Here is a 23,649-nt window from a genome sequence, read left to right on the forward strand (position 1 = left end):
GACGGCGCCCGACCGCCTCGACCGGACGGCTTGGGAGTGTCGTCCCGGGCCCCTGTAATCTGGCCGAATCGACGGGGGTCGCCTGTCAAGTCAACCGAGGAGGCCGTGACGGCGTCTGTACTACCGGGAAGCTGACCGATCGGGTCGTCAGCCAGCCCTCAGGACCGCCTGGGCGGGGTCCGCATCGCCGCCACGTCGTCGATACCAGGGAACGGAGCCATGTCGCGGAGCACTCGCGCTGCCGGTCGCAGGTCTGCGCCCAAGGGCAACCGGTCACGTCACCGCGCCTACCGGGCCCGGACCGTCTCGAAGGCGATCGGTCTCACCCTCGTCAGCGCCCTGGTCCCCGGGTCCGGCTTCCTCATGGGCGGCCGGACCAAGCTCGGCGCGTTCGTGATGACGCTCAGCGTCGGTCTGCTCGGCCTGGCGGCCTTCGTCGGTCTGACCAAGCGTGACGCGGTGCTGGCGATGGCCGTCGACCCGAGCCAACTGCTGATCGCGACCTCCGCGGTGGTCGTGCTCGGTCTGCTCTGGATCTGGATCGTGGTCGCCTCGCACAAGTTGCTCCGTCCGGTCAGTCTGACCGCCGTCGGTCGGCTCGCCGGCTCGGCGTTCGTCGGCCTGCTGTGCTTCGGCATCGCGGTGCCCACCACGGTGACGGCGCAAACCGTGCTCGCCCAGCGCGACCTCGTCGGCAGCGTGTTCGCCTCCGAGGGCAACTCCAAGAGCGCGACCCGGCCGGACGTCGAGAACCAGAAGGACCCCTGGGAGCACACCCCCCGGCTGAACCTGCTGCTGCTCGGCGCGGACGACGGCGCCGGTCGTGAGGGCACCCGGACCGACACCGTGATGGTGGCCAGCATCGACACCAAGACCGGCGACACCAAGCTGATCTCGCTCAGCCGGAACTGGATGCGGATGCCGTTCCCGGAGGACTCGCCGCTGCACAAGTTCTACCCCGACGGCTTCTACGACCCCAGCCTCGGCAACGTCGAGCAGCCCGAGTACTACCTCGACGCGATGTACCGCAACCTCCCGGCCGCCCACCCCGGCGTGCTCGGTCCGTCCGACAACGAGGGCGCCGACGTACTCAAGGTGTCGGCCGGCGCGGCGCTGGGCCTGGACATCGACTACTACATGCAGGTCAACCTCAAGGGCTTCGAGTCGATCGTCGACGCGCTCGGCGGGATCACCGTGAACATCAACTACCGGGTCCCGATCGGCGGCGACTACAAGGGTCCCGGGTCGTCCGACGACGTGCTGCCGAAGGACTACCTGGAGCCCGGCCCGGACCAGAAGCTGAACGGCCACGACGCGCTCTGGTTCGCCCGCGGCCGCTACGGCCTGGACGACGCGTCCCGGCAGGAGCGCCAGCGCTGCACGATCCATGCGATCGTCAGCAGCGCCAATCCGCGCACGCTGGTGACGAAGTACCAGCAGATCGCCTCGGCCAGCAAGAAGCTGCTGCAGACCGACATCCCGCAGGAGATCCTGCCGGCCTTCGTCGAGCTCGCGATGAAGGTGAAGGGCGCCAAGGTCACCAACATCGACCTGGACAAGAAGAAGAATTTCCCGACCGGCAAGAACCCCGACTACGAGGCGATGGCCAAGATCGTGCAGAACGCGATCTCGCCCAAGAAGCCGGCCACCACGACCACCGCGACGCCGACCAAGAAGCCCTCGAGCGGCAAGCCGGTCACGCCGGCGAAGCCGCCGGCCGGAGGCGTCGAGGACCTCAGCGACGCCTGCGCGTACCACCCGGCCAACCCCTGAGCCGCCGGGTCGGGACCGGGTGAGATCCTGGGCCGATGCGTACGACGTACCGGATGCGGGCAGGGCGGTTCCTCGGAGTCCTGGCCGCCGGGTTGATCCTGCTCGGCGTGGCCGCGATCGCCTGGGCGATCAACCTGCCCGATGCGGTGGTGGCCGTGTTTCTCGCGCTCGGCGGTCTGGTCGTGCTGGCCGGGCTGTGGATCCTGTTCCGGCCGCCGGTGCTGCTCAAGCTCGGTGAGGACCAGATCGAGGTCCGGGGCGTGAAGACCGACTGGACCGACATCACCGAGGTCGGCCGGGTCGAGACCACGCACGGCGAGGCCGTCGTCCTGCGGACCAAGCACAAGGACGGCTCGATCCTGATCCCGGTGCGCTGGCTGGCGCCGGGCCGCGACGTGCAGCTCGCGACCGAGCTGCGGGACCGGCTGAACACGGCGCACGGCTACACCATCTGGGACGGCACTGCCGGTGAGGACGCCGATCGCGCAGAATGATCCAGGTTTGTTCGAACCTGTCCGGATCTGAGCGAGGGAGCCGCGCGTGCTGTCGTTCGAGATGTCTGCCGAGGAACTGAGCGTCTACCAGGGCACCAACCCGCGACCGGACGACTTCGACCAGTTCTGGGACAAGGCGCTGGCCGAGCTGGCCGGGATCGATGCCGAGGAGTCGTTCGTCGACGCGACCGACTTCCCGCTGACCACCGCGACCGCCCAGCACCTGTACTTCAACGGCACCGGCGGCTACCGGGTGCACGCCAAGGTGATCCGGCCGCAGGAGCCGACCGGGCCCGCCGTCCTGATGTTCCACGGGTACGGCGGTGAGCAGCCGCGCTGGGTCGACCTGCTGCCGTACGCGGCGCGCGGGTTCACCGTGGCGGCGCTGGACGTGCGGGAGCAGGTCGGCTTCCGCACCGAGTCCCAAGAGCCGAACAGCTTCAGCCTGCACAACCACCTGGTGCACGGGCTCGACGACGGCCCCGACAGCTTGCTCTACAAGCACGTCTTCCTCGACACCCGCCGGCTGGCCGACATCATCCGCGGCCTGCCCGAGGTCGACGCGGACCGCGTCGCCGCCACCGGCTGGAGCCAGGGCGGCGGCCTGACGCTGGTCTGCGCCGCGCTCACCCCGGAGATCAAGTACGCCGCCAGCGTGTACCCGTTCCTGACCGACTACCAGCGCGCCTGGGAGCTCAACCTGGAGCGCGCGCCGTACGACGAGATCACCACGTGGTTCAAGAAGCGCGACCCCCGGCACCTGCGCGAGCAGGAGGTCTTCACGACGCTGGGCTACATCGACGTGCACCACCTGGCGCCGCGGATCCAGGCCGAGGTCACGCTGTTCGTCGGCCTCGAGGACCAGGTCTGCCCGCCGTCCACGCAGTACGCGATCTACAACAAGCTCACCTCCGCCAAGGAACTGCGCACCTACCCGGACCTCGGCCACGACGACCTGCCCGGCGCGCACGACGACATCTTCCAGCTGATCGGCGCCAAGCTCTGAGCCGGCCGGCGATGACCAGCCTGACCGTTCTCGGCACCGCTGCCCCTTACCCGCTGCCGGATCGCCCGTGCTCAGGCTACCTGTTGCAGGGCGGCGACGCTCAGGTCTGGGTCGACGCAGGCCCCGGATCGCTGGCCGAGCTGCTTCGGCACACCTCGCTGGCGGAGCTCGACGCGATCTGGGTGTCGCACCTGCATTTGGACCATGTCGGTGATCTGCTCAACGCCTACTACGCGTTGGCGTACGGGCTGCTTCCCCCACTGGCGCGGCCGATCCCGGTGTACGCACCGGCAGCGCTGGGGAAGCGGCTGGTCGGCTTCTTCGAGCAGGCCGATGTGGGCTTCGTCAGCGACGTGCTGGGGTTGCGGGAGCTTTCCGATGGTCTGACGGTCGAGCTGAACGGGTTGGAGTTGGTCAGTCGGCCTGTCGAGCACGGGTGCGACGCGTACGGACTACGGGCCACCGCCGAAGGCAGGAGCTTGGCGTACTCCGGTGACTGCGCGCCCTGCCCGGCGCTGGACGAGCTGGCCACGGGCGTGGACCTGCTGCTGTGCGAGGCGGACTCTGGTGAGGAGAGCCCGGTGCACCACACGCCCGAGCAGGCCGGAGGTCTCGCCCGGCGTACCGGTGTGAGGCGGCTGTTCGTGACCCACGTCGGCCCGTCGCTGTCGCCCGAATCAGCTACCGCGCGGGCCGCCAAGGTGTTCGGCGGCCCGACGGTCGCTGCGCAGGTCGGTCAGATCCTCAGCCCCTGGTAGTCCCGCAGCACCCGCCACCACCTGACTGATTGGTGAGTGCTGCGCGTCCGCCGTGGGCGTTAGTTCGCTTCTTTGCCCGCCCAGTAGTGCCAAGTGGGGGATGCGACTGGGGAGCGGGTCAGACCGTCCGGCCAGGTGGCCGGCAGGTCGTGACTCCGGGCCGCGTACAGGATCACCTCCGAGGCGAAACGGTCACCGCGTACGGCGACCCGGGCGGCCGTTTCCGCTCGCATGTCGGCGAGATAGTGGATGGCCGGCAGGAACTCCGCGCTGAGCCGCGGGCTGAGCCGGCCCACCGGTTCGTCGTCCAGCCGGATCTCGACCACCATCCGGTGCCGGTCGTTGATGCCGTCGTCCTCCTCGACCGCGTGCATGGTCGCGTAGGCCCAGCACTCGCCTTCCGGCCGGAAGAACGGCGCCAGCACGTCCGGGTGCACCTCGCTGCCCGGGACCACGATGCCGCTGCCGGGCGGCAGCACGTGATAGCTCCCGGGTGGTGGCAGGTTGATCGGGACCAGCATGTGGGGCTGGCCCAGCGCGACCGCCACGCTGGCGTGGAACTCGGTGCCCTGGTTGCCCCGGCCTTCCCAGTCGGCCGGCTCCCATTCACTGACCCACAGGTGGCACGGCACCTGCGGTTGCAGGCCTTGGGCCACCAGTTCCGACAGCACAGGGTGGTACCGGTGCGCGTCGTCCCTCGGCAGGTAGCCGACCACCTTGCCCTGCACCCGAACGGCGATCGAGCGCGGGTCGAAGCGGTTGTGCGGTTCCGGGACGAGGTCCGCGGTGGTGTCCAGGTCTGCTCCTCGCGCTGGGATCGGGTCGGGAAACAGGCTACGAATCGCCTGCTCGTGCGGGGCTTCCCGCACCACTTCCTGACCGCACCACAGGGCGTCTCCCCACAGACTGAACGGAATCAGTTCCATCAGTTGCCCTCCAGTCCCCGTTGACCGGTGACTCGGCTCATCCCGTCCAGGTGGCCCTGGCCGTTACACCGAGTGAGCGTATGAGAACTAGACTGCCCAGCCGAAGCCCTTTTCACGCATGGAAAATGGACCCGTTGCCCAACGGTGTCCGCTCGTCCGTACTGTGGACCCAGCGTGTCTTGTGCTGCGGGAAAACCGGCGAATCACGTGCAGATGCACGGGAAGGAACGTCATGCAGGGCAGTGAAACAGTCGCTCGGACGACGGTCGGCGCGGCAGCGGTGGAGCAGGCCGTCGGCCGGCTCGACGGGGTCGCGGTCCGGACGCCCCTGCAACGCAATCCGCGACTCTCCGCACGCATCGGCGCCGACGTCTGGCTGAAGCGCGAGGACCTGCAGATCGGCCGGTCGTACAAGCTGCGCGGTGCCTACAACCTGATCGCCCAGCTCGGTGACGTGGAGAAGAAGGCCGGCGTGGTCTGCGCGTCCGCGGGCAACCACGGCCAAGGCCTCGCCTACTCGTGCCACACGCTCGGCGTGCACGGACGCGTCTACGTTCCGCGCACCACCCCGCGCCAGAAGCGCGACCGGATCGCCGCGCTGGGCGGCGACCAGGTCGAGGTGATCATCACCGGCGACTCGTACGACGACGCGGCCGCCGCCGCACTGGCCGAGGCCGCCGCGACCGGCGCGACGCTGGTCCCGGCGTTCGACGATCCGCGGACCGTCGCGGGCCAGGGAACGCTGGCGGTCGAGCTCGTCGAGCAGCTCGGTCATGCGCCCGACGTACTGGTGGTTCCGGTCGGTGGCGGTGGCCTGATCGCCGGCGTCGCGACGTACCTGGCGGAGCGGCATCCCGGCGTACGGATCGTGGGTGTGGAGCCGGCCGGTGCAGCGAGCATGGCTGCGGCGCTGGAGGCCGGCGAGCCGGTGACCTTGCCGCAGCTGGACAGCTTCGTCGACGGTGCCGCCGTACGGCGGGTCGGTGCGGTGACTCTGCCGCTGGTGGCCGCAGCCGGTGTCGAGATGACGTCGGTGCCCGAGGGCCTGGTCTGCTCGGAGATGCTCGAGCTCTACCAAACCGACGGCCTGATCGCTGAGCCCGCCGGAGCCCTGGCCGCCGCTGCCCTGGGCAACGGCGTCGAGGTGAAGCCGGGCGAGACGGTCGTGTGCCTGTTGTCCGGTGGCAACAACGACGTCAGCCGGTACGGCGAGATCCTCGAGCGGTCGCTCGTGCACGAAGGGCTGAAGCACTACTTCCTGGTGACGTTCCCGCAGGAGCCCGGCGCGCTGCGGCAGTTCCTCGACCAGGTGCTCGGGCCGGACGACGACATCACGCTGTTCGAGTACGTGAAGCGCAACAACCGGGAGACCGGCGTCGCGCTGGTCGGCATCGAGATCGGGCGGCCCGGTGACCTGTCCGGGTTGCTGGAGCGGATGGACGCGGCACCGCTGACGATCGAGCGGATCGACCCGGGATCGTCGGAGTTCCGGTACCTGATCTGAAGGTCTTTCGGCCGACCGCCGGATGAGAAATCTGTAATGTTCGGCTCATGCGGTTCTTCGGGAGGGATCGCAAGCTGTGAGCATGCGATCTCCACGCCTGATCTACCTGGCTGTTGCCGTGGTGCTGGCCGTGGCCGGATTCGCGCTGACCCAGTACCTGGCCGACCGCTCGTCGCCCGGACTCGGCGACACGGTCGTGGTCGTCCCGGCCGGCTCCGGTACGGCGGTGCCGCCGTCTCCCTCGGCGTCGCCTTCGCCGTCGCCTTCGCCGACCGTGACGCCGCCGGGCACGCCGGGGGCGGATCCGGTGACGCCGGGCAGCCCGCGCCCGGCCGGCGATGACGACGACAAGGACGACGACGGTATCGACGACGACCTGGACGACGCCGTGGACGGCGATGACTGAGCCCCGGTGCCCTTGCTGAGGCGGCCCGCGACCGGAAGGGCTGGTCGCCGGGGCGGCGTCAGCGCGCGGGTGCGGATCATCGGGTGGATGCTCGGCGTGCTCGCGCTCGCCGTCACCGCGGTCGTCTTTCTCACCTGGCAGGTGCTGTCCGCCCGCTCCGACGCCGCGGCGGACTCCGAGCTCACCCACGAGGCGATCAAGTTCCGCGCGTACGCGGGCTCGGACACCGCCGCACGCCTCGGTACGCCGGAGCGGATGCTGGACTACTGGCTGCAGACCAATCTGCCGGACACCTCCGAGGCGTTCTTCACGATCGTCGACGGCAAGGCCTATCACCGCGACCGCGGCTCACCGCCGGCCCGCCTCGACACGGACGTCGCGTTCGTGCAACGAATCGGCTCGGCCACCACTCCGCAGTACGGGTGGGTCGACAGCACCGCCGGCAAGGTCCGGTACGGCGTGATGCCGGTGCAGATCGGCACGCAGCCGGTCCGTGCGCAGCTGGTGGTGCTGGAGTTCCGGGATCTGCTGGCCCAGCCGCTCGAGGACGCGACCAAGGCGCTCGCGTTGATCGGCGTCGTCACGCTCGCGATGGCGGCCGGCGCGTGCTGGATCGTCGCGGGACGGGTGCTCGCGCCGATCCGTGCGGTCCGCACCACCGCCGAGCAGATCGGGGCGTCCGACCTGCGCCGGCGGATCGATGTCGTGGGCAACGATGATGTCGCGCAGCTGGCCCGGACGTTCAACACGATGCTGGACCGGCTGGAGGTCGCGTTCGTCACCCAGCGGGAGTTTGTCGACAACGCCGGGCACGAGCTGCGGACGCCGATCACGGTGATCCGCGGTCACCTGGAGCTGATGAGCGACGATCCGCGGGATCGCGCGGAGACCCGCGCGCTGGTGCTCGACGAGCTGGCCCGGATGAACCGGATGGTCGACGATCTGCTGGTGCTGGCCAAGAGCGGCCGCCCGGACTTCCTGAAGCTCGAGGAAGTCAATCTGACCGAGCTCGTCGTCGAGGTGATCGCGAAGGCCCGCCCGCTGGCCGATCGCACCTGGCGCGTCGACGAGACGACCGACACCACCATCGTCGCTGACGGGCAGCGGCTTACGCAGGCGCTCATGCAGCTGGTCTCCAACGCTGTTCGGCATACCGGACCGGACGATCGGATCGCGGTGGGTGCGCGGGTTCACGACTCGTTCGCTGAACAACATGTCCCCTCCCGTAGTAGTTTTGCGGAGCCTGGCACGCGCGACGCGGCTCCTGGCGACGCCGGCGGTGACTGCCCGGCCGGTGCTCACGTTCATCTCTGGGTGTCCGACTCCGGTCCCGGCGTGGCTGCGGGCGATCGGGAACGGATCTTCGAACGATTTGCCCGAGGCAACGATCAGGGGCGGACCGACGGTGCCGGGCTCGGCCTGGCGATCGTGCGTTCGACCGCGCAGGCACACGGCGGTGACGTCCGGCTGGTCGACGACGGCCGTCCCGGCGCCCGCTTCGAGCTGGTCCTGCCCCTGACACCCACCGCACATCCGGCGCACGAGGGGACCTCCTGATGAACCGCATCCTGATCGCCGAGGACGAGCAGCGCATCGCCTCGTTCGTCGAACGCGGCCTGCGCAGCAACGGCTTCGTCACCACCGTGGTCGCGGACGGCGAAGCGGCGTACCAGGAAGCGGTCAGTGGTGGCTACGACCTGCTGCTGCTCGACATCGGACTGCCGAAGGTCGACGGGTTCACCGTCCTGCGGCGACTGCGTGAGGCGCGCGTCAGTATGCCGGTCGTCATTCTCACTGCGCGCGACAGCGTGCGCGACACTGTGGCCGGTCTGGAAGGTGGGGCGGACGACTACATCGCGAAGCCTTTCGCTTTCGAGGAACTGCTGGCGCGCGTGCGTCTTCGGCTGCGGAGCGACGGGTCTGGAACCGCTGACGCGACGATCCTGCAGGTCGGGGGTTTGAGTCTTGACCTTCGTACCCGTCGGGCCTCGATCGACGGGCGGACTGTTGATCTGACGGCCCGCGAGTTCTTGCTGGCGGAGGTTTTCTGCCGGCATCCGGATCAGGTGTTGTCGCGGGAGCAGTTGCTGTCGCAGGTGTGGGGGTTCGATTTCGATCCCGGTTCGAACGTGGTCGATGTGTACATCCGGTATCTGCGGAAGAAGCTGGGGGCCGATCGGATTCAGACGATTCGGGGCATGGGGTATCGGCTGCGCACGGACTGATCCGCGGTGCGGCCGGTCGGCCGGGAACTCGCTTGCCGTCCGTGGCCGCCCCGAACAGGATGACCGCATGGATCTACCGCCGGTGCTGACCGACCAGTCGCTGGACGGCATGCTTGCGGCCGTTGCGGACGAGCCTCAAGCGGCGGGCATGGACCTGCGGAGCCGCGTGTTCCGGCAGGGCTGGGAAAGCACCGTGCTGGAAACACCGGACTGGATCGTCCGATTCCCCAGGCGCGAGGACATCGACTTCGCCACCGAGATCTCCGTTTTGGAGCACGTCCGCGGACGCTTGCCGGTGCGGACTCCCGAGGTCGCCTGGGTCGGAGCGCGAACCCGGTGCATGGTCTACCCGAAGATCATCGGAACGAGCTTCACCCCCGCCGCCTGGCACACCGGCAGCGCGCGCGATCGCGAAGCACTCAGCGACTCGCTCGCCGAGCTGTTGATCGCTTGGCGCGAGGCGTTCTCGGCCGACGACGTCGAACGACTGGGAATCCGGCCGATGGGCGGACCGCCGTACCTGGGTCAGTTGTCGTCGACCCTGGCCGGCTTCCCGTCGGCGGTCCGTCCCGGGATCGTTGCCCTGCTCAACCGGTACGCCGAACTCTTCGACCAGGAGCTCGCTGCCGTCGGGCCCGTGGTCCTGCATGGCGACTTCCATCTCGGCAACATGGTGCTCGCCGCGCCGTGTGGAGAGGTGACTGGTCTCTGGGACTTCTCGTGCGTGGCGACCGGCGCGTTGTCGTGGGACCTGCACTTTCTCGCCGGCGCACTCGGGCATCCGCACGCGTCGTCCGAGCCGCCGGGTTCCGGCGCGCACCTGGAGCTGCTTGCTCAGGTGGTCCGGGGGTTGGGTCGCTGCTCCGGGCGGAGCCGGTCAGCGGGAGAGACGAGGGACTTGGCAGCAGTCGATCTCGCGCTGTCGGATCTGATGCTGTGCGCGGAATGGCTCGGCGACCACGAACCAGCCGAAGCGACTCGCTGGCGGTCCTGGCTGGGCGGACTGGCCGACAACAGCCGCTGAACGGCTGCGACGTAGCAGCCACCTCGCCGTTGTGTGGCGCCGCGTTGACGACGATCTGCGCTGAACGGCTGCGACAACCCCGGGCGTACCGAGCCGGCCGGAACCCGCGATGTGAGCGAGACGGCCTGCTCTCCGACTGGTCGCCGACGCTGGGAATTTACTGTCCTAAAGGACACGTTATAGTGTCTTAAAGGACAGTATCTGACTAGTTCGGCCAATCGATCAGGAGCGAGACATGCGGACTTGGTTCATCACCGGCGGCACCCCTGGCGGATTCAGGCTGGTCTTCGCGGACGCCGTGCTGGCGCGGGGCGACCGGGTGGCGATCACCTCCCGCCGCCCGGCGGAGCTGGCCGACTGGGCTGCTCCACACGGCGAGAAAGCCCTCGTGGTCGAGGTCGACGTGACGGACACCGATCAGGTCCGAGCCGGCGTCGCCGCGGCCGAGCAGCAGTTCGGCGCGATCGATGTCCTGGTGAACAACGCCGGCCGGGGCTGGTACGGATCGATCGAGGGCATGCCGGCCGAGGATGTCCGGCGCGTGATGGAGCTCAACTTCTTCGCCGTACTGGAGGTCACCCGCGCAGTCCTGCCGGGAATGCGCGCCCGCGGCGCCGGCTGGGTCGTGAACATGTCGTCGGTGGCCGGCCTGCGGGGCATCGAAGGGTTCGGGTACTACTCGGCGGCGAAGTTCGCCCTCGAAGCGGTCACCGAGGTACTGCGCACGGAGGTCGCCGAGTTCGGCATCAAGGTGCTGGCCGTCGAGCCGGGCGCCTTCCGCACCCGCGCGTACTCGAACTTCGCCGACGAGCCACTGCGGGAGACCGTGGACGCCTACCTGCCGCGACTCGACGACATTCGCAAAGCGATGATCGACCAGCACGGCAACCAGCCCGGCGATCCGGAGCGAGGGGTCCAGGCCGTACTGCAGGCGATGGACCTCGAATCCCCGCCGCACCGCCTGGTGCTCGGCAGCGGCGGCTTCGACGCCGCCGTCAGCACCCTGGAGTCGAACCTCACCGACATCCGCGCCGGCGAAGCGCTCTCGCGCAGCGCCGATTTCCCGAGTTGAATCCGGTCAGCGCGTGTGGTTGCTGAGCCGGTCAGCGCGCGTGGCGATAAGCCGGTCAGCGCGTGCGGTGGGTGAGGCCTTCGCGTCGCATGACCTCGGCGGCGGCGATCGCGTCCGCGGTGAACCGTTTGGTCAGCTCGGTGTACCGGGCGATGTCGCGCGGCGACCAGTTGGCGAGCACCTGGGCGATCATCGCGTCGCCGAGGTCGTAGATGTGGCGCGCGGCTTCCCGCCCCTCCGGGGTGAGGGTGATCAAGGTCGAGCGGGTGTCGTCGAGATCGCGGCCCCGCTCGACGAGACCGGCGGTCTCGAGGCGTTTGAGGATCTTGCTGATGTTCGACGGCCCGGTTCCCATGGCCTGCGCGAGATCGCTCGGTCGCAGCGGCTGGCCGGCGGCCAGATGCCGCAGGGCCGAGTGCGCGGGCTGGTCGATCGGCTCACCGCTCGAGGTGAGGATCTCGCTTTGCAGACCGGGCGACTCCCACAGCAGGATCAGCGCGCTCAAGCTCGCCAGCAACTCCGACCGGTACGGAAAATCCCGCGCCTCGCGGGGCCTGCGCGACGACGACTCGACGGGTGCGACCATCCCCGCAGCGTACCGAACTTTCTGTGCGCGAGCGGAAATTTCTTGTCCCTCGCGACACGTTTTACTGTCCATACGGACATAATCTCGCGATCCATCGGAAGGAACATCATGACTGCAGCTGTCACCGAATCCCTGGTCACCTCGTTCGTCGAGGCCACCAATCGCCACGACGCCGAGGCGCTGGCGGGCCTGTTCGCGCCGGAGTCGGTGGTGATCGACGACAACACCGAGTACCGCGGCGCGGCGCAGATCGCCGGGTGGATCCAGGAGCACCAGATCGGCCCGAAGATCACGCTGACCGTCGTCGACTACGACCAGTCGACCTCAACGCTGACCGCGAACGCGGACGGAGACTTCCCGGGCGGCCCGTTGCCGTTCGCCTTCCGTTTCACCCTGGCCGACGCCATCGAGCGGCTGGAGGTCGCGCCGGCCTGATCAGATCGCTCGGCTCGCCGCATCGCAAGAACCAGCGCACCCGCGGCGGAGGCGTAACCCCGACGGCGATGCCGACGCGGCGCCGATCCCCCGAGCCGCTTGGGAGCAGTGAAGATCTTCCCGCCCGGACAGCCATCGGCCGCCTACCGCGACAACAGCGGTAGGCGGCCGAGTGGTGAATCAGCCGCGCGGTGCGGCGTGCCGGGGGTCCTGATCCGGCGGCGAACCCTGCCCAGGCTGGTTCCCCCGGGGGCTGTCATCCCGTACGGCGGAGCTGCCGTCTCGGTCCGGGATCGCGGAGTCCCCGTCGCGATCCCGCACACCCGAGATTCCGTCGCGATCCCGCCCGCCAGAGATCCCGTCGCGATCCTGCCCGCCGGAGATCCCGTCGCGATCCCGCGAGGCGGAGCTGCCGTCCTGATCCCGTCCGAGGACGTCCCGGTCGCGGTCCCCTGCAACGGAGTCCTCGCCGGCAACCTGCCCGCTCGAAGTGGAGCCGCTCGTGCGACCGGACGTCGTACCGTCCCGGAGGCCGTCGTTCCCGGCCGGGCGCTGACCGACAGCATCGGGGTTCACCTGGTCGGCGGTCGCTCCCTGCATCGGCTCGCCCGTGCCCTCGGACGACGCCTGGGTCTCGCGTCGATCCCGGTCGGCGTGGCGGGCGTGGGCGGTGTCGGTGCCCCAGCTCGCCGTGTCGGGCGAGGCGTCGGCGTCCGCGTCGAGGTCCGGGTGAATCGCTCGGGCCCGCTGTTCGTGGTCGGCCGATTCGGCTCGGGCCTGGTTCGCGGCCTCCTGGCGTTCGGTGGCACCGGCGGAGAGGCGGCGCGCTTCGGCTGCCTTCTCATCGGCGATGGCCTGCGCCTTGCGCGCCCGGGCTTCGACCTCGTCGGCCGCGGCCTGCTGCTTGTCCGCGTGGGCCGCCGAGACCTTGGCGCGCTGCTGGTGCTCCTGCGCCTCCTGCCGGTCGTGCTCGATCCGGCGCTGCTTGGACTTCTTGGCAGCAGCCATCACCAGCGCCAGCAGGATCAGCACGACCACCACGGCCACGACGATCCACAGGACGGTTGTTCCGTCCATCTTTCCTCCTCGGGCTCGATGTCCGCCACCTCCGGTACCCGAGGCCCGCTCCCGACTAAACCTGGCACGGCCCGGCCACGCTCGGCCGGGCCGTGCCGACGCGCCTAGGGACGCACGGTGAAGCGGTACTTTCCGGAGGCGACCGTCATCGCGACAGATGCTCCCTCGTCGACCACTCCACTGACTCCCACCGCGCGATCCAAGGCCCGGCCGCTCTCCGCGACCTGCTGGACACCCTGCGCCGGAATCCGCACCGTGGCCGTCGTGTTCGCCGGAACCTCCACCTCCAGCGCGAACCGGCCCTCAGCGTCCTTGGCCCACCGACTCCCGACCACCCCGTACGGCGTGCGATGGTCGAGCTCCGCCGAGGTGATCCCGTCACCGGGCACCGGCGCGATCAGCACCTTGCGATAGCCCGGCTCGGCCGCCGACACCCCGGCGAGCGTGCGATACATCCACTCCCCGACCGCGCCGTACGCGTAGTGGTTGAACGAGTTCATCCCGACGTCGTTGAAGGTGCCGTCCGGATTGATCGAGTTCCAGCGTTCCCAGATCGTCGTCGCGCCCTTGCCGATCTCGTAGCCCCACGACGGGTATGACGTGTTCTGCAGCAACCGGTACGCCAGGTCCGAGCGCCCGATCTTGGTGAGCACCGGCAGCAGGCCGTCAACGCCGAGGAAGCCGGTCGACAGGTGAGTGTCGCGGCGCAGGATCGTGGCGGCGAAGTGCTGCCCGGCCGCGTCGATCCGGTCGGCCGGCACCAGGTCGCTGGTGAACGCGAGGATGTACCCGGTCTGGCTGTCCGACCCGACCTTGCCGTCGGCCGCGACGAACCGGGTCGCGAACGCCGCCCGCACATCCTCGTACACCTGCTGGTACTTCGCCGCGTCCGCCGGCTTCCCGATCGCCGCCGCCATCTGACTGAGCTGCCGAGCACCCTTCGCGACGAACGACGTACCGATCAAGTCGCCTGGCGTCGGGTCATCCAGGTTCAGCCAGTCGCCGTAGTCACCGCCGCCGCGGATTAATCCGTTCGAGCTGGCGACGAGGTAGTCGACGTACCGGACCATCGAGTCGTAGTGCTGCCGGATCACCGACGTGTCGCCGTACGCCTGCCAGAGCGTCCACGGAACGTTGACCCCGGCGTCGGCCCAGCCCGCGTTGCCCATGCCACCGTCGAACGAGTTCGGCACGGTCGGGGCGACGCTCGCGTAGGCACCGTCCGCGCGCTGGGTGTCCCGCAGGTCCTGCAGCCACTTCGTCAGGAACGCTTGTGAGTCGAGGTTGTAGACGGCCGTCCGGGCGAACACGTTGATGTCGCCGGTCCAGCCCATCCGCTCGTCCCGCGCCGGGGTGTCGGTGGGGATGGAGAGGAAGTTGCCGCGCTGGCCCCAGACGATGTTGCTGTGCAGCTGGTTCACCAGCGCCGAGTTGGTCCGGAACCGGTTGGTCTGCTCGGCGTCGGTGCCCAGGACGACACCGCGGATGGCGCTGGCCGGCGGTGCTGTCGCCAGGCCGCTCACCTCGATGTACCGGAAGCCGTGGAAGGTGAAGCGTGGCTGGTACGTCTCCGGCTGGTCGGTCGCGAACGTGTAGTGGTCGGTTGCCTTCGCCGATCGCAGGTTGTCGGTGTAGAGCGTGCCGTCGGGGTTGAGCACCTCGCCGTACCGGATCTTGACGGTCTGGCCGGGACTGCCACGCAATGTCAGGCGGGAGACGCCGACCATGTTCTGCCCAAGGTCGTACAGGTACACCCCGGCCGTCGGCGACGGGATCGCCCGCGCCTCGAGCTCCTCGGTCACCCGCACCGGCGGATCCGTCTGCGGGACCAGCTTGCTCGTCGCGCTCGGCCGGACCTGGACCGGCGTCCACTCGGACGCCGTACGTCGCGCGTCGTAGCTCTCCCCGTTGAGCAGATCCGCGACCCGTACGGCGCCGGGGGCGGTCTGCCAGCTGGAGTCGGTCGCGAAGACATCGCTCGACCCGTCGGTGTAGATGACCCGCAGCTGGGCGACGAACGCGGTGTCGGTGCCGTACTTGTTCGCGCCGAACATCGCCAGGTTGCCCGCGTACCAACCGGGGGCGAGCTCGGCACCGAAGGTGTTCGCGCCGGACTTCAGCAGCTTGGTGACGTCGTAGCTCTGGGCCTGGATCCGGCGGTTGTAGTCCGTCCAGCCCGGAGCCAGCTCGTGGTCGCCGACCTTGCGGCCGTTCAGGCTGAGCTCGTAGATCCCTTGGGCCGCCGCGTGGATGCGAGCGGTCCGTACTTTCTTTGCCTTGGGCAAGGAGATATGCTTGCGGAACACCGGGAGCGGCTTGCCGGGCAGCCAGAGGTCGGTGTTGCCCTTGACCTGGAGACCGCCTTGCGGGAGGACCGTCCCGTCCGGGAAGGTCTGGTCGCCGGCCGGGAACGCCGTGTCGACCAGCACCTCGCCGCTCGCGCCGGTCACCGTGAGGCTGTGGACGATGCCGCTCTCCTCACCGTTGGTGCGGAAGCCGACGACACCCGGAGCGTTGTGATCCGCGCGGTGGCGTGTGTCGACGTGGACGTCGTCGAGCCAGGTGGTGATCGTCTGGCCGGCAGTGGTGATGCGGAGGTGGTGCCGCTGCGTCAGGTCGGTACCGGCCGGAAGCGGGATCTCGCCGAGCAGGACGTAACCGCCGCCGGGTTGGCGGACGTGTGGGCGGAGCAGGGGTTCGCCGGTGAGCTGGTTGAGTTGCCACATGTAGCCGACTCCGCCGCGGCCGCGGAAGAAGACGCCGAGCGCGTCCTTCACCAGGGTCACGTCCGCGTCGATCGTCGTGTCGGTCCACTCGGCGCCCGGCTGGTTGTCGGCACCGATCCAGTCGCCCTGCCAGTCCGCGGGACTCAGCGGGCCGGTCTCGAACGTGGCGACCGGCGACCAGTCGGAGGCCCGCCCCAGGTCGTCCCAGACGCGGACGGTCCAGTGGTACGCCGTGTACGCGGTCAGCGCGGGTCCGCCGTACGGGATCTCGACGGACTGGCCGGACCGGATCACGCCGCTGTCCCAGACGTCCGGGCGGGAGGTTTTGGCCGCGGTGGTCGCGATGTGGATCTCGTACCGGGTCTGGGTGATGCCGCGGCGCTGACCATCGAGCTGCCAGCTGAGGCGGGGCGGCGTACCGGGGATGCCGAGGGGGTTGGTGAGGTTGTTGGTCTTCAGGTTGAGGACCTGGACCGCGCCGCCTTTCGGGTCCGGTGGTGAGCCGGTCGCGGGGGCGAGTGGGGTGAGCAGGGCAACGGCCACCAGCAGGCAACCGAGACGGGAACGGAACGACATGGGGCGGACTCCTCACAGAGACGGGGCGATCTACAGGGGAGGTGGCGCGGGTTGTAGGGACTTGGGAGGTCGAGCGGACATGGAGGGGCGAGCCGCGCGTGCTGACGCGAGTCGGCGGCTACCGTGCGGGCTGGATCAGAGCAGGCCGCGGTGGGCTGCCCAGACGACGGCTTCGATGGCGGTGCCGACGCCGAGCCGGTCGCAGGCGGCGCGGGTTCGGCGGCGGACGGTGCGTTCGGACAGGTCGAGTCGACGCGCCACCGCCTCGATCGGCAGGCCGGTGGCGATCAGGCGGAACAGCCGCAGGTCCTCGGCGCTCATTCCCCGCGGCAGGACCACCGGCGCGGTCTCACAATGCCGCCCGCACGACGTCGCGGCGCGGGGCGCGGCGTGCGGCGCGGCGTGCGGCGCGGCGTGGGGCGGAAGGAGGTCGTGGCTCCTCAGCTCGTGGCGGTCGAGGGTTTCGTTGTGCAGGGCGGTCATCTGATCACCTGGTTCCGAACACCCGGGACTCGGCGGCGTCCCAGTCGGCCGGTCTACCCTGCGGCGGGTACCGCCGCAGACGATGGGTCGCACGGACCAGCGCGCGCATCGCGCTCAAGTCCGGCAACGGTTCCCTCAGGGCGCGTGCCTGGACCAGCACGTTGCCCAGTGCGGACGCCTCGACGGGCCCGGCGAGCACCGGAACTCCGCAGGCGTCCGCGGTCAATTGGCAGAGCAGCTCGTTCTGCGAGCCTCCGCCGATCACGTGCACGACGTCGATCTCACGGCCGACGATCTCCCGCGCACTGCGCAGCGTCCTGCGGTAGGCCAGCGCGAGGCTTTCCAGCACGCATCGGACAGTCGCCGCACGGGTCGCCGGCTTGTCCTGACCGGTCCGTGCGCAGAACTCGTCGATCCGGGCCGGCATGTTGCCCGGAGCAAGGAACACCGGATCGTCCGGATCGATCAGTACGCCGAACGCGGGCACGTCGGCGGCCTCCTTCAGCAACTGCTGCAGGTCGTCGCTCCCCCAGACCCGCAGGCACTCCTGCAGGATCCACAGCCCCATCACGTTCTTGAGGAACCGGGTCCGCCCGTCGACCCCACCCTCGTTGGTGAAGTTCGCCCGGCGCGCCTCCTCGGTCAGGACCGGCGCGGGCAGCTCCAAACCGGCCAGCGACCAGGTCCCGGACGAGATGTACGCGAAGTTCGCCCCGTCCTCGGCCGGTACTGCGACCACCGACGACGCCGTGTCGTGCGACCCCACCGCGATCACCGGAACCCGCCGCGCGTCCTGTCCCTCCGCGGACGAACCAAATCCAAGCTCCTCCGCAACTTCCGGCAGAACCGGACCGATCACCTGTCCCGGCTCCCGCAGCTCGGGCAAGAGCTCGACGGGGATCCCAACGCGCCGCGCGAAATCTTCGCTCCACGACCGCGTGGTGACGTCGTACAGCTGGGTGGTGGACGCATTGGTCGCCTCCGCGCCCACGACGCCCGTCAGCCAGTACGCGAGCAGGTCCGGGATGAGCAGCAGGCGCTCGGCGCGGTCGAGGGATCGCTCGGCGGCGAGCTGGTAGATCGTGTTGAACGGCAGCTGCTGCAGCCCGGTCACGGCGTAGAGGTCCTCGGCGGGCACCTTGCGCAGGACCTCGTCCATCACGCCCTCGGTCCGCGAGTCGCGGTAGTGCACCGGGTTGCCGATCAAGCGGCCGTCGCCGTCGAGCAGGCCGTAGTCGACCGCCCAGGAGTCGATGCCGATACCGTCGAGCGGTCCACCAAGCGCGGCCTTGCGCAGCCCAGCGAGGGTTTCGCGGTACAGGTGCAGGATGTCCCAGTGCAGCGTGCCCTGGACCTGGACCCCACCGTTCCAGAACCGGTGCACCTCGGTCAGCTCGAGGTTTCCCGCGGCGACGTCGGCCACCATCACCCGCCCACTGGACGCACCAAGGTCCACCGCGGCCAACCGAAGACTCATGGGACGAAGCTCCTTCTCGGACTGATGGGACGGGCTGTATCGGTGCGGTGAGCTCAGGCCGGGTTGACGACCTCCAGGGGGAGATGGAGCAGGCTCGCGACTGCCTTCAGGTCCGCGACCCGGTGGCCGGTGCCGAGGGCCCAGTGGTGGGCGATGCCGGAGGCGGACCAGGCGTCGGTCCACTCGCCGGGGTCGCAGCCGAAGTCGACGCGGCTGGTCGTGTTGCCGATCTGCAGCAACGGGCCGGGCACGACCGTGCCCTCGGAGGCGATCAGCTTGAAGGAGCCGTCGCGCAACTGCCCCAGCCCCACCGCGGTGACAGGACCGTGGGCCACGTCGAACTCGACCGACACGCCCCAGCCACGTTTGCCGTGGTAGACCCCGAGCCCACGCAGCAAGGGTTTCGTGGAACTGATCGCGAGATGTGCCGGTCCGTCGTGCCCCATCTCCACCACGTTGTCGTGGAAGTTCAGTGCCTGCAGCTCGGTGAACGAACCACCCGCACCGAGCTTGTCCATCAGCAGCATCGCCAGCGACGTGCGCAGCTCGTACTCCCCCGCCGCCGGCACACCCCTTGCTGTGAGCAACGATGCACCGAGGATCATGCCGGCCGCGACGCGTTCGTGCATCTCGCCGTCGAGGCCGCGGTGGTAGTAGGCCAGGGTGTCGAGCTGGAAGTCCTCGACCAGCCGGTCGAGCGCGACCGACACCGTCGCACCCCAGCGGAAGTCGTCCTCGACCACCGAGTCGTCCAGTGTGAAGACGTCCTGGGCCACCTTCATCCGGGCCTCGGTCTCGGCCGCGGTCACCTTCTCGACCCGGACCCGCAGGTCGTCGATCTCCAGGACCTCGACGTGCCCGCCGAGCTGTGCGGAGACCAGCGTCGGGTCGGTGACGACGTCCATCATGCCGGGGTAGAGATGCCCGAGCAGGCCGTGCCGTCCGTGCCGGAAGGCGGCGCGGACGCCGGCCGCCTTCAGCCAGCGGTGGATCCTGGCCCAGGCGCGTTCGTCCTCGAGATAGCCGGACACCGACCGGAAGTCGATGCCGCACCGCTCGAACGCGTTCGCCATCTCCGGCAACGGGCAGGCTCCGCAGTAGGCGAGCCAGGCACCGGTGTCGAAACTCGCGTGGTCCATCGCCTCGGTGGGCTGCAGGTTGAGCAACAGCACCGGGGCACCACTGCGCTGGGCGACCGGCACCAGCATCGACGCGGTCATGTAGGTGGTCAGGAACCCGACGATCAGGTCGCAGTCGGCGAGCCGCAGCTTCTCGGCCGCCGCAGCTCCTTCCTGGGCGTCGGAGATGAACCCGACGTCCACGACCTCGCAGTCGAACTCCCCGAACCGCTCGGCCACCCGCCGCGCCGACGCCTGCAACTGCGGCAGCAGCTCCGGGAACTGCGGCCAGTACGCACCGAGTCCACCCGCGACCAGCCCGATCCGCGTCTTGCGCGGCTCGACCCGCGGCAGCAGGCCGCCGCCGTCGACGGACCGCGCGGGATCAGTGCTCCACATGGTGAACCTCCTCGGTCATCAGCAGTTGCCTCAGCGCAGGAACGCGGCGGCCACGCCGGCGTCCACCGGCACGTGCAGTCCAGTGGTGTGCGAGAGCTCGCCGGCCGTCAGCGCAAACACCGCCGCCGCGACGTGTTCGGGCAGCACCTCACGCTTCAGCAACGTCCGCTGCGCGTAGAACGCCCCCAGTTCCGACTCCGGTACGCCGTACACCGCGGCGCGCTGCGCACCCCAGCCCTTCGCGAAGATGCCCGAACCGCGGACCACGCCGTCGGGGTTGACGCCGTTGACCCGGATCCCGTGCTCGCCGAGCTCGGCCGCGAGCAGCCGGACCTGGTGGGCCTGGTCCGCCTTCGCCGCGCCGTAGGCCACGTTGTTCGGTCCGGCGAACACGGCGTTCTTGCTGGAGATGTAGACGATGTCGCCACCGATGCCCTGGTCGATCAGCACCTTCGCTCCGACCCGGGAGACCAGGAAGGATCCCTTGGCCATCACGTCGTGCTGCAGGTCCCAGTCCTTCTCGGTGGTCTCCAGCAGGGGCTTCGAGATCGACAATCCGGCATTGTTGACGATCAGGTCGACACCACCGAAGGCCAGCACCGCCTGCTCGAACGCCGCCTCCACTGCCGCCTCGCTCGACACGTCGGCCCCGACCGCGATCGCCTGGTCCGTCGTACCGATCTCCTTGGCCACCGCCTCGGCCGCCGCGGTGTCCAGATCGGCGACGACCACGCACGCGCCTTCGGCCGCGAGCCGCTGTGCGATCGCCTTGCCGATGCCGGAGCCACCGCCGGTGACGAACGCGACCCGGGTCGCCAACGGCTTCGGCTTCGGCATCCGCTGCAGCTTCGCCTCCTCCAGCGCCCAGTACTCGATCCGGAACTTCTCCCGCTCGTCGATCGGCGCGTACGTCGAAACCGCTTCGGCTCCGCGCATCACGTTGACCGCGTTGACGTAGAACTCGCCCGCGACCCGCGCGGTCTGCTTGTCCTTACCGAAGCTGAACATGCCGACCCCGGGCACCAGCACGATCGCCGGATCCGCACCGCGCATCGGCGGGCTGTCCGGCTCTTTGTGCCGGTCGTAGTAGGCCGCGTAGTCCTCGCGGTACTGCAGGTGGAGCTCCCTGAGCCGGATCACCGCATCCTCGAGCGGGGCGCTCGGTGGGAGGTCGAGCACCAGCGGCCGCACCTTCGTGCGGAGGAAGTGATCCGGGCAGGACGTGCCGAGCGCCGCCAGCTCACCCAGCTTCTCGCGAGCAGTGAACTCCAGAACGACGTCCGCATCGTTGAAGTGGCCGACCTGCGGGTTGTCGGTCGACGCCAGCCCGCGGATCACCGGCGCGAGCGCCGCGGCCCGCTGCCGCCGCTGCTCGGCCGGCAGCGCCTCGAACCCCGGTACGACGGCTCCGAACGGCTCCGCCTGGCCGCGCTCGGCCAGGAATCGCTCGGCCGTGCGGATGATCTCCAGCGAGTTCGCCTCACACTCGGCCGAGGTGTCGCCCCAGGCCGTGATGCCGTGCCCACCGAGAATCACGCCGATCGCCTGCGGGTTGTCCCGCTTCGTCGCCGCGATGTCCAGGCCGAGCTGGAACCCGGGCCGCCGCCACGGCACCCAGACCACCCGATCACCGAAGCACTCGGCGGTCAGCTTCTCGCCGTCGGCCGCCGTCGCCAGCGCGATCCCCGAGTCGGGGTGCAGGTGGTCGACGTGCGGGGCCTCGACCAGTCCGTGCATCGCGGTGTCGATCGACGGCGCCGCGCCGCCCTTGCCGTGCAGGCAGTAGTCGAAGGCGGCGACCATCTCGTCCTCGCGGTCGACGCCGGGGTAGACCTCGACCAGCGCGTTCAGACGGTCCTGCCGCAGGACGGCCAGTCCGGCCGCGGTCAGTGTGCCCAGGTCACCGCCGGAGCCCTTCACCCAGACCAGGTCCACGGGCTGCTGGGTGACCGGGTCGATCGCGGTGCCCTTGGCGGAGGTGTTGCCGCCGGCGTAGTTCGTGTTGCGCGGGTCAGCACCCAATCTGTTGCTGCGGGCGACGAGTTCGGCACTGACGTCCGGGGTGTCGGTCACGGTTCAGGCTCCCCATCCGGCCTGCTGGCCGTCGGCTCGGTCCTTGCTGATCTGCTCGAAGTAGCCGCTGCGCTGGTACGCCGCGACCGGGTCGGGGTCGAGCCCCTGCTCGGTCCGCAGCTCCGCCAGCAGCGGGCGGACGTCGGTGTTGTAGGCGTCCATCAGGGCGGCGTTGGCGCCGAGCACGTCACCGTCCTGCTGGGCCTTGCGCAGCGCGTCCCGGTCGACCAGCAGCGCCTTCGCGGTGGCCTCCTGGACGTTCATCACCGAGCGGATGATGGCCGGGATCTTCGCCTCGATGTTGTGGCACTGGTCGAGCATGAAGGCGATGCCGCGGTCCGGGTCGAGCGCGTCGCCGCGGACGATCTCGTTCATGATCCGGAACAGCTGGAACGGGTCGGCCGCGCCCACCATCAGGTCGTCGTCGGCGTAGAAGCGGCTGTTGAAGTCGAAGGCGCCGAGCTTGCCCACCCGGAGCAGGAACGCGACGATGAACTCGATGTTCGTGCCCGGCGCGTGGTGCCCGGTGTCGATGCAGACCGTTGCCTTCGGCCCCAGTTCCAGGCAGTGCGCGTACGACGTACCCCAGTCCGGTACGTCGGTGGTGTAGAAGGCCGGCTCGAACAGCTTGTACTCCAGCAGCAAACGCTGGTCGGCGCCGAGCCGGTCGTAGACCTCCTTCAGTGCGGTCGCCAACCGGTCCTGCCGGTCCTGGATGTCGTCTTGGCCGGGGTAGTTCGTCCCGTCGGAGAACCACAGCTTCAGATCCCGGGAGCCGGTCGCGTCCATGATGTCGACGCACTCCAGCAGGTGGTCGGTGGCCTTGCGCCGGACCCGCGGGTCGGGGTTGGTCACGCTGCCCAGCTTGTAGTCGTCGTCCTGGAACACGTTGCTGTTGATCGCGCCGAGCCTGACCCCCTGCTCCTTGGCGTACGCCGCGAGCGCGGCGTAGTCGTCGACCTTGTCCCAGGGGATGTGCAGGGCGACGCTCGGCGCGACCCCGGTGTACTTGTGCACGACCGCCGCGTCGGCGATCTTCTCCTCCGGCGACCGCGGCACGCCCGGCTGGCTGAACACCTTGAACCGGGTGCCGGAGTTGCCGAACGCCCAGGAGGGCAGCTCGATCTCCTGCCGACGCAGGGCGGATTTCACGGCTTCGGTCGTCATAGGTCAATCCTTCGCGGGTGGGAGGTGGAAGATCTCGCGGAGCAACAGGAACGACTCGTCCGGGGGCCTACCGTCGATGCCGGTGAAGAACTCGGTCATCTCGGCCTGCCAGCGGGTGTTCACCTCGGTCGCCGCCATCGCCTGCTGGGCCGCGGCCAGGTCCTCGGCCTCGACGTACCCGATCAGCAGGCCGTCGTCGCGGAGGAAGAGTGAGTAGTTGTGCCAGCCGGAGTCGCGCAGCGCGGCCTGCATGTCGGGCCACACGTCACGATGCCGCTCGACGTACTCGTCCAGCCGGTCCGGCTTGACCTGGAGGCAGAAGCAGTAGCGGTTCACAGGTGCTC

21 protein-coding genes are annotated in these 23,649 nt (G+C 69.4%); 11 read left to right on the forward strand and 10 right to left on the reverse strand.

Annotated features, from left to right (window positions below):
• Window positions 1-219: 219 nt before the first annotated feature.
• From BWI15_RS31110 to BWI15_RS31125, 4 genes are read left to right on the forward strand one after another with little or no spacing between them, the layout of a single operon-like run.
• The gene (locus BWI15_RS31110; RefSeq protein WP_077018088.1) at window positions 220-1,773 is read left to right on the forward strand and encodes an LCP family protein; all 1,554 of its coding nucleotides are present in this window, start codon (window positions 220-222) and stop codon (window positions 1,771-1,773) included.
• A 35-nt stretch (window positions 1,774-1,808) separates the two neighbouring features.
• The gene (locus BWI15_RS31115; protein ID WP_077018089.1) at window positions 1,809-2,267 is read left to right on the forward strand and encodes a hypothetical protein; all 459 of its coding nucleotides are present in this window, start codon (window positions 1,809-1,811) and stop codon (window positions 2,265-2,267) included.
• 46 nt (window positions 2,268-2,313) lie between these two features.
• Window positions 2,314-3,273, forward strand: a complete 960-nt coding sequence (locus BWI15_RS31120) for an acetylxylan esterase (protein ID WP_083751118.1) — start codon at window positions 2,314-2,316, stop codon at window positions 3,271-3,273.
• Between the two features lie 11 nt (window positions 3,274-3,284).
• A complete protein-coding gene (locus tag BWI15_RS31125) occupies window positions 3,285-4,031 on the forward strand; it encodes an MBL fold metallo-hydrolase (RefSeq protein ID WP_077018090.1) in 747 nt (248 codons plus the stop codon).
• 59 nt (window positions 4,032-4,090) lie between these two features.
• Here the strand turns inward: BWI15_RS31125 and BWI15_RS31130 are convergent, their stop codons facing one another.
• Window positions 4,091-4,957, reverse strand: a complete 867-nt coding sequence (locus BWI15_RS31130; protein WP_077018091.1) for an HIRAN domain-containing protein — start codon at window positions 4,955-4,957, stop codon at window positions 4,091-4,093.
• Between the two features lie 232 nt (window positions 4,958-5,189).
• Between BWI15_RS31130 and ilvA the strand changes: the two genes are divergently transcribed.
• The 6 genes from ilvA (at window position 5,190) to BWI15_RS31160 (ending at window position 11,188) form a co-directional block, all read left to right on the forward strand.
• Window positions 5,190-6,461, forward strand: a complete 1,272-nt coding sequence (ilvA, locus tag BWI15_RS31135; protein WP_077018092.1) for a threonine ammonia-lyase IlvA — start codon at window positions 5,190-5,192, stop codon at window positions 6,459-6,461.
• An 82-nt stretch (window positions 6,462-6,543) separates the two neighbouring features.
• Window positions 6,544-6,867 carry a hypothetical protein gene (locus tag BWI15_RS31140; RefSeq protein WP_077019422.1) on the forward strand — a complete coding sequence of 108 codons (324 nt, stop codon included), beginning with the start codon at window positions 6,544-6,546 and terminating at the stop codon, window positions 6,865-6,867.
• A 6-nt stretch (window positions 6,868-6,873) separates the two neighbouring features.
• Complete coding sequence (locus BWI15_RS31145; protein WP_237771539.1) at window positions 6,874-8,424, forward strand: sensor histidine kinase; 1,551 nt, start codon at window positions 6,874-6,876, stop codon at window positions 8,422-8,424.
• The gene (locus BWI15_RS31150) at window positions 8,424-9,092 is read left to right on the forward strand and encodes a response regulator transcription factor (protein ID WP_077018093.1); all 669 of its coding nucleotides are present in this window, start codon (window positions 8,424-8,426) and stop codon (window positions 9,090-9,092) included. Before BWI15_RS31145 ends, BWI15_RS31150 begins: the two co-directional genes overlap by 1 nt.
• A 67-nt stretch (window positions 9,093-9,159) precedes the next feature.
• A complete protein-coding gene (locus BWI15_RS31155; protein WP_077018094.1) occupies window positions 9,160-10,116 on the forward strand; it encodes a phosphotransferase family protein in 957 nt (318 codons plus the stop codon).
• Between the two features lie 235 nt (window positions 10,117-10,351).
• A complete protein-coding gene (locus tag BWI15_RS31160) occupies window positions 10,352-11,188 on the forward strand; it encodes an SDR family NAD(P)-dependent oxidoreductase (RefSeq protein WP_077018095.1) in 837 nt (278 codons plus the stop codon).
• 55 nt (window positions 11,189-11,243) lie between these two features.
• On the opposite strand, the gene BWI15_RS31165 is transcribed toward BWI15_RS31160, so the two are convergent.
• A complete protein-coding gene (locus BWI15_RS31165; RefSeq protein WP_077018096.1) occupies window positions 11,244-11,774 on the reverse strand; it encodes a MarR family winged helix-turn-helix transcriptional regulator in 531 nt (176 codons plus the stop codon).
• Between the two features lie 108 nt (window positions 11,775-11,882).
• On the opposite strand from BWI15_RS31165, the gene BWI15_RS39595 reads away from it, so the two are divergent.
• Entirely contained in the window at window positions 11,883-12,209 is a 327-nt protein-coding gene (locus BWI15_RS39595) for a YybH family protein (RefSeq protein WP_077018097.1), read from the forward strand.
• Window positions 12,210-12,389: 180 nt separating this feature from the next.
• Here BWI15_RS39595 and BWI15_RS31175 read toward each other — a convergent pair whose 3' ends face one another.
• From BWI15_RS31175 to BWI15_RS31210, 8 genes are all read right to left on the reverse strand, one after another.
• Complete coding sequence (locus BWI15_RS31175; RefSeq protein ID WP_077018098.1) at window positions 12,390-13,286, reverse strand: hypothetical protein; 897 nt, start codon at window positions 13,284-13,286, stop codon at window positions 12,390-12,392.
• 104 nt (window positions 13,287-13,390) lie between these two features.
• On the reverse strand, window positions 13,391-16,588 hold the full coding sequence (locus BWI15_RS31180) for an alpha-L-rhamnosidase (RefSeq protein WP_077018099.1): 3,198 nt from the start codon (window positions 16,586-16,588) through the stop codon (window positions 13,391-13,393).
• Between the two features lie 135 nt (window positions 16,589-16,723).
• Entirely contained in the window at window positions 16,724-17,071 is a 348-nt protein-coding gene (locus BWI15_RS39890) for a helix-turn-helix domain-containing protein (protein WP_202817775.1), read from the reverse strand.
• Window positions 17,072-17,075: 4 nt separating this feature from the next.
• On the reverse strand, window positions 17,076-18,548 hold the full coding sequence (locus BWI15_RS31190) for a rhamnulokinase (protein WP_143466023.1): 1,473 nt from the start codon (window positions 18,546-18,548) through the stop codon (window positions 17,076-17,078).
• Window positions 18,549-18,601: 53 nt separating this feature from the next.
• On the reverse strand, window positions 18,602-20,065 hold the full coding sequence (locus tag BWI15_RS31195) for an L-fucose/L-arabinose isomerase family protein (protein ID WP_077018100.1): 1,464 nt from the start codon (window positions 20,063-20,065) through the stop codon (window positions 18,602-18,604).
• Between the two features lie 30 nt (window positions 20,066-20,095).
• The gene (locus BWI15_RS31200) at window positions 20,096-22,138 is read right to left on the reverse strand and encodes a bifunctional rhamnulose-1-phosphate aldolase/short-chain dehydrogenase (protein ID WP_077018101.1); all 2,043 of its coding nucleotides are present in this window, start codon (window positions 22,136-22,138) and stop codon (window positions 20,096-20,098) included.
• Window positions 22,139-22,141: 3 nt separating this feature from the next.
• A complete protein-coding gene (rhaI, locus tag BWI15_RS31205) occupies window positions 22,142-23,305 on the reverse strand; it encodes an L-rhamnose isomerase (RefSeq protein ID WP_077018102.1) in 1,164 nt (387 codons plus the stop codon).
• 3 nt (window positions 23,306-23,308) lie between these two features.
• Entirely contained in the window at window positions 23,309-23,641 is a 333-nt protein-coding gene (locus BWI15_RS31210) for an L-rhamnose mutarotase (RefSeq protein ID WP_077018103.1), read from the reverse strand.
• Window positions 23,642-23,649 lie beyond the last annotated feature (8 nt).

It is taken from the genome of Kribbella sp. ALI-6-A, from assembly GCF_001984195.1.
Classification (GTDB): Bacteria; Actinomycetota; Actinomycetes; order Propionibacteriales; family Kribbellaceae; genus Kribbella.

Coding starts and splice junctions, on each gene's coding strand:
- BWI15_RS31155 (WP_077018094.1), top strand. CDS start 9,160: ATGGATCTACCGCCGGTGCTGACCGACCAGTCGCTGGACGGCATGCTT.
- BWI15_RS31110 (WP_077018088.1), top strand. CDS start 220: ATGTCGCGGAGCACTCGCGCTGCCGGTCGCAGGTCTGCGCCCAAGGGC.
- BWI15_RS31115 (WP_077018089.1), top strand. CDS start 1,809: ATGCGTACGACGTACCGGATGCGGGCAGGGCGGTTCCTCGGAGTCCTG.
- BWI15_RS31130 (WP_077018091.1), bottom strand. CDS start 4,957: ATGGAACTGATTCCGTTCAGTCTGTGGGGAGACGCCCTGTGGTGCGGT.
- BWI15_RS31190 (WP_143466023.1), bottom strand. CDS start 18,548: ATGAGTCTTCGGTTGGCCGCGGTGGACCTTGGTGCGTCCAGTGGGCGG.
- BWI15_RS31150 (WP_077018093.1), top strand. CDS start 8,424: ATGAACCGCATCCTGATCGCCGAGGACGAGCAGCGCATCGCCTCGTTC.
- BWI15_RS31180 (WP_077018099.1), bottom strand. CDS start 16,588: ATGTCGTTCCGTTCCCGTCTCGGTTGCCTGCTGGTGGCCGTTGCCCTG.
- ilvA (WP_077018092.1), top strand. CDS start 5,190: ATGCAGGGCAGTGAAACAGTCGCTCGGACGACGGTCGGCGCGGCAGCG.
- BWI15_RS31165 (WP_077018096.1), bottom strand. CDS start 11,774: ATGGTCGCACCCGTCGAGTCGTCGTCGCGCAGGCCCCGCGAGGCGCGG.
- BWI15_RS39595 (WP_077018097.1), top strand. CDS start 11,883: ATGACTGCAGCTGTCACCGAATCCCTGGTCACCTCGTTCGTCGAGGCC.
- rhaI (WP_077018102.1), bottom strand. CDS start 23,305: ATGACGACCGAAGCCGTGAAATCCGCCCTGCGTCGGCAGGAGATCGAG.
- BWI15_RS31160 (WP_077018095.1), top strand. CDS start 10,352: ATGCGGACTTGGTTCATCACCGGCGGCACCCCTGGCGGATTCAGGCTG.
- BWI15_RS39890 (WP_202817775.1), bottom strand. CDS start 17,071: ATGACCGCCCTGCACAACGAAACCCTCGACCGCCACGAGCTGAGGAGC.
- BWI15_RS31195 (WP_077018100.1), bottom strand. CDS start 20,065: ATGTGGAGCACTGATCCCGCGCGGTCCGTCGACGGCGGCGGCCTGCTG.
- BWI15_RS31125 (WP_077018090.1), top strand. CDS start 3,285: ATGACCAGCCTGACCGTTCTCGGCACCGCTGCCCCTTACCCGCTGCCG.
- BWI15_RS31140 (WP_077019422.1), top strand. CDS start 6,544: ATGCGATCTCCACGCCTGATCTACCTGGCTGTTGCCGTGGTGCTGGCC.
- BWI15_RS31175 (WP_077018098.1), bottom strand. CDS start 13,286: ATGGACGGAACAACCGTCCTGTGGATCGTCGTGGCCGTGGTGGTCGTG.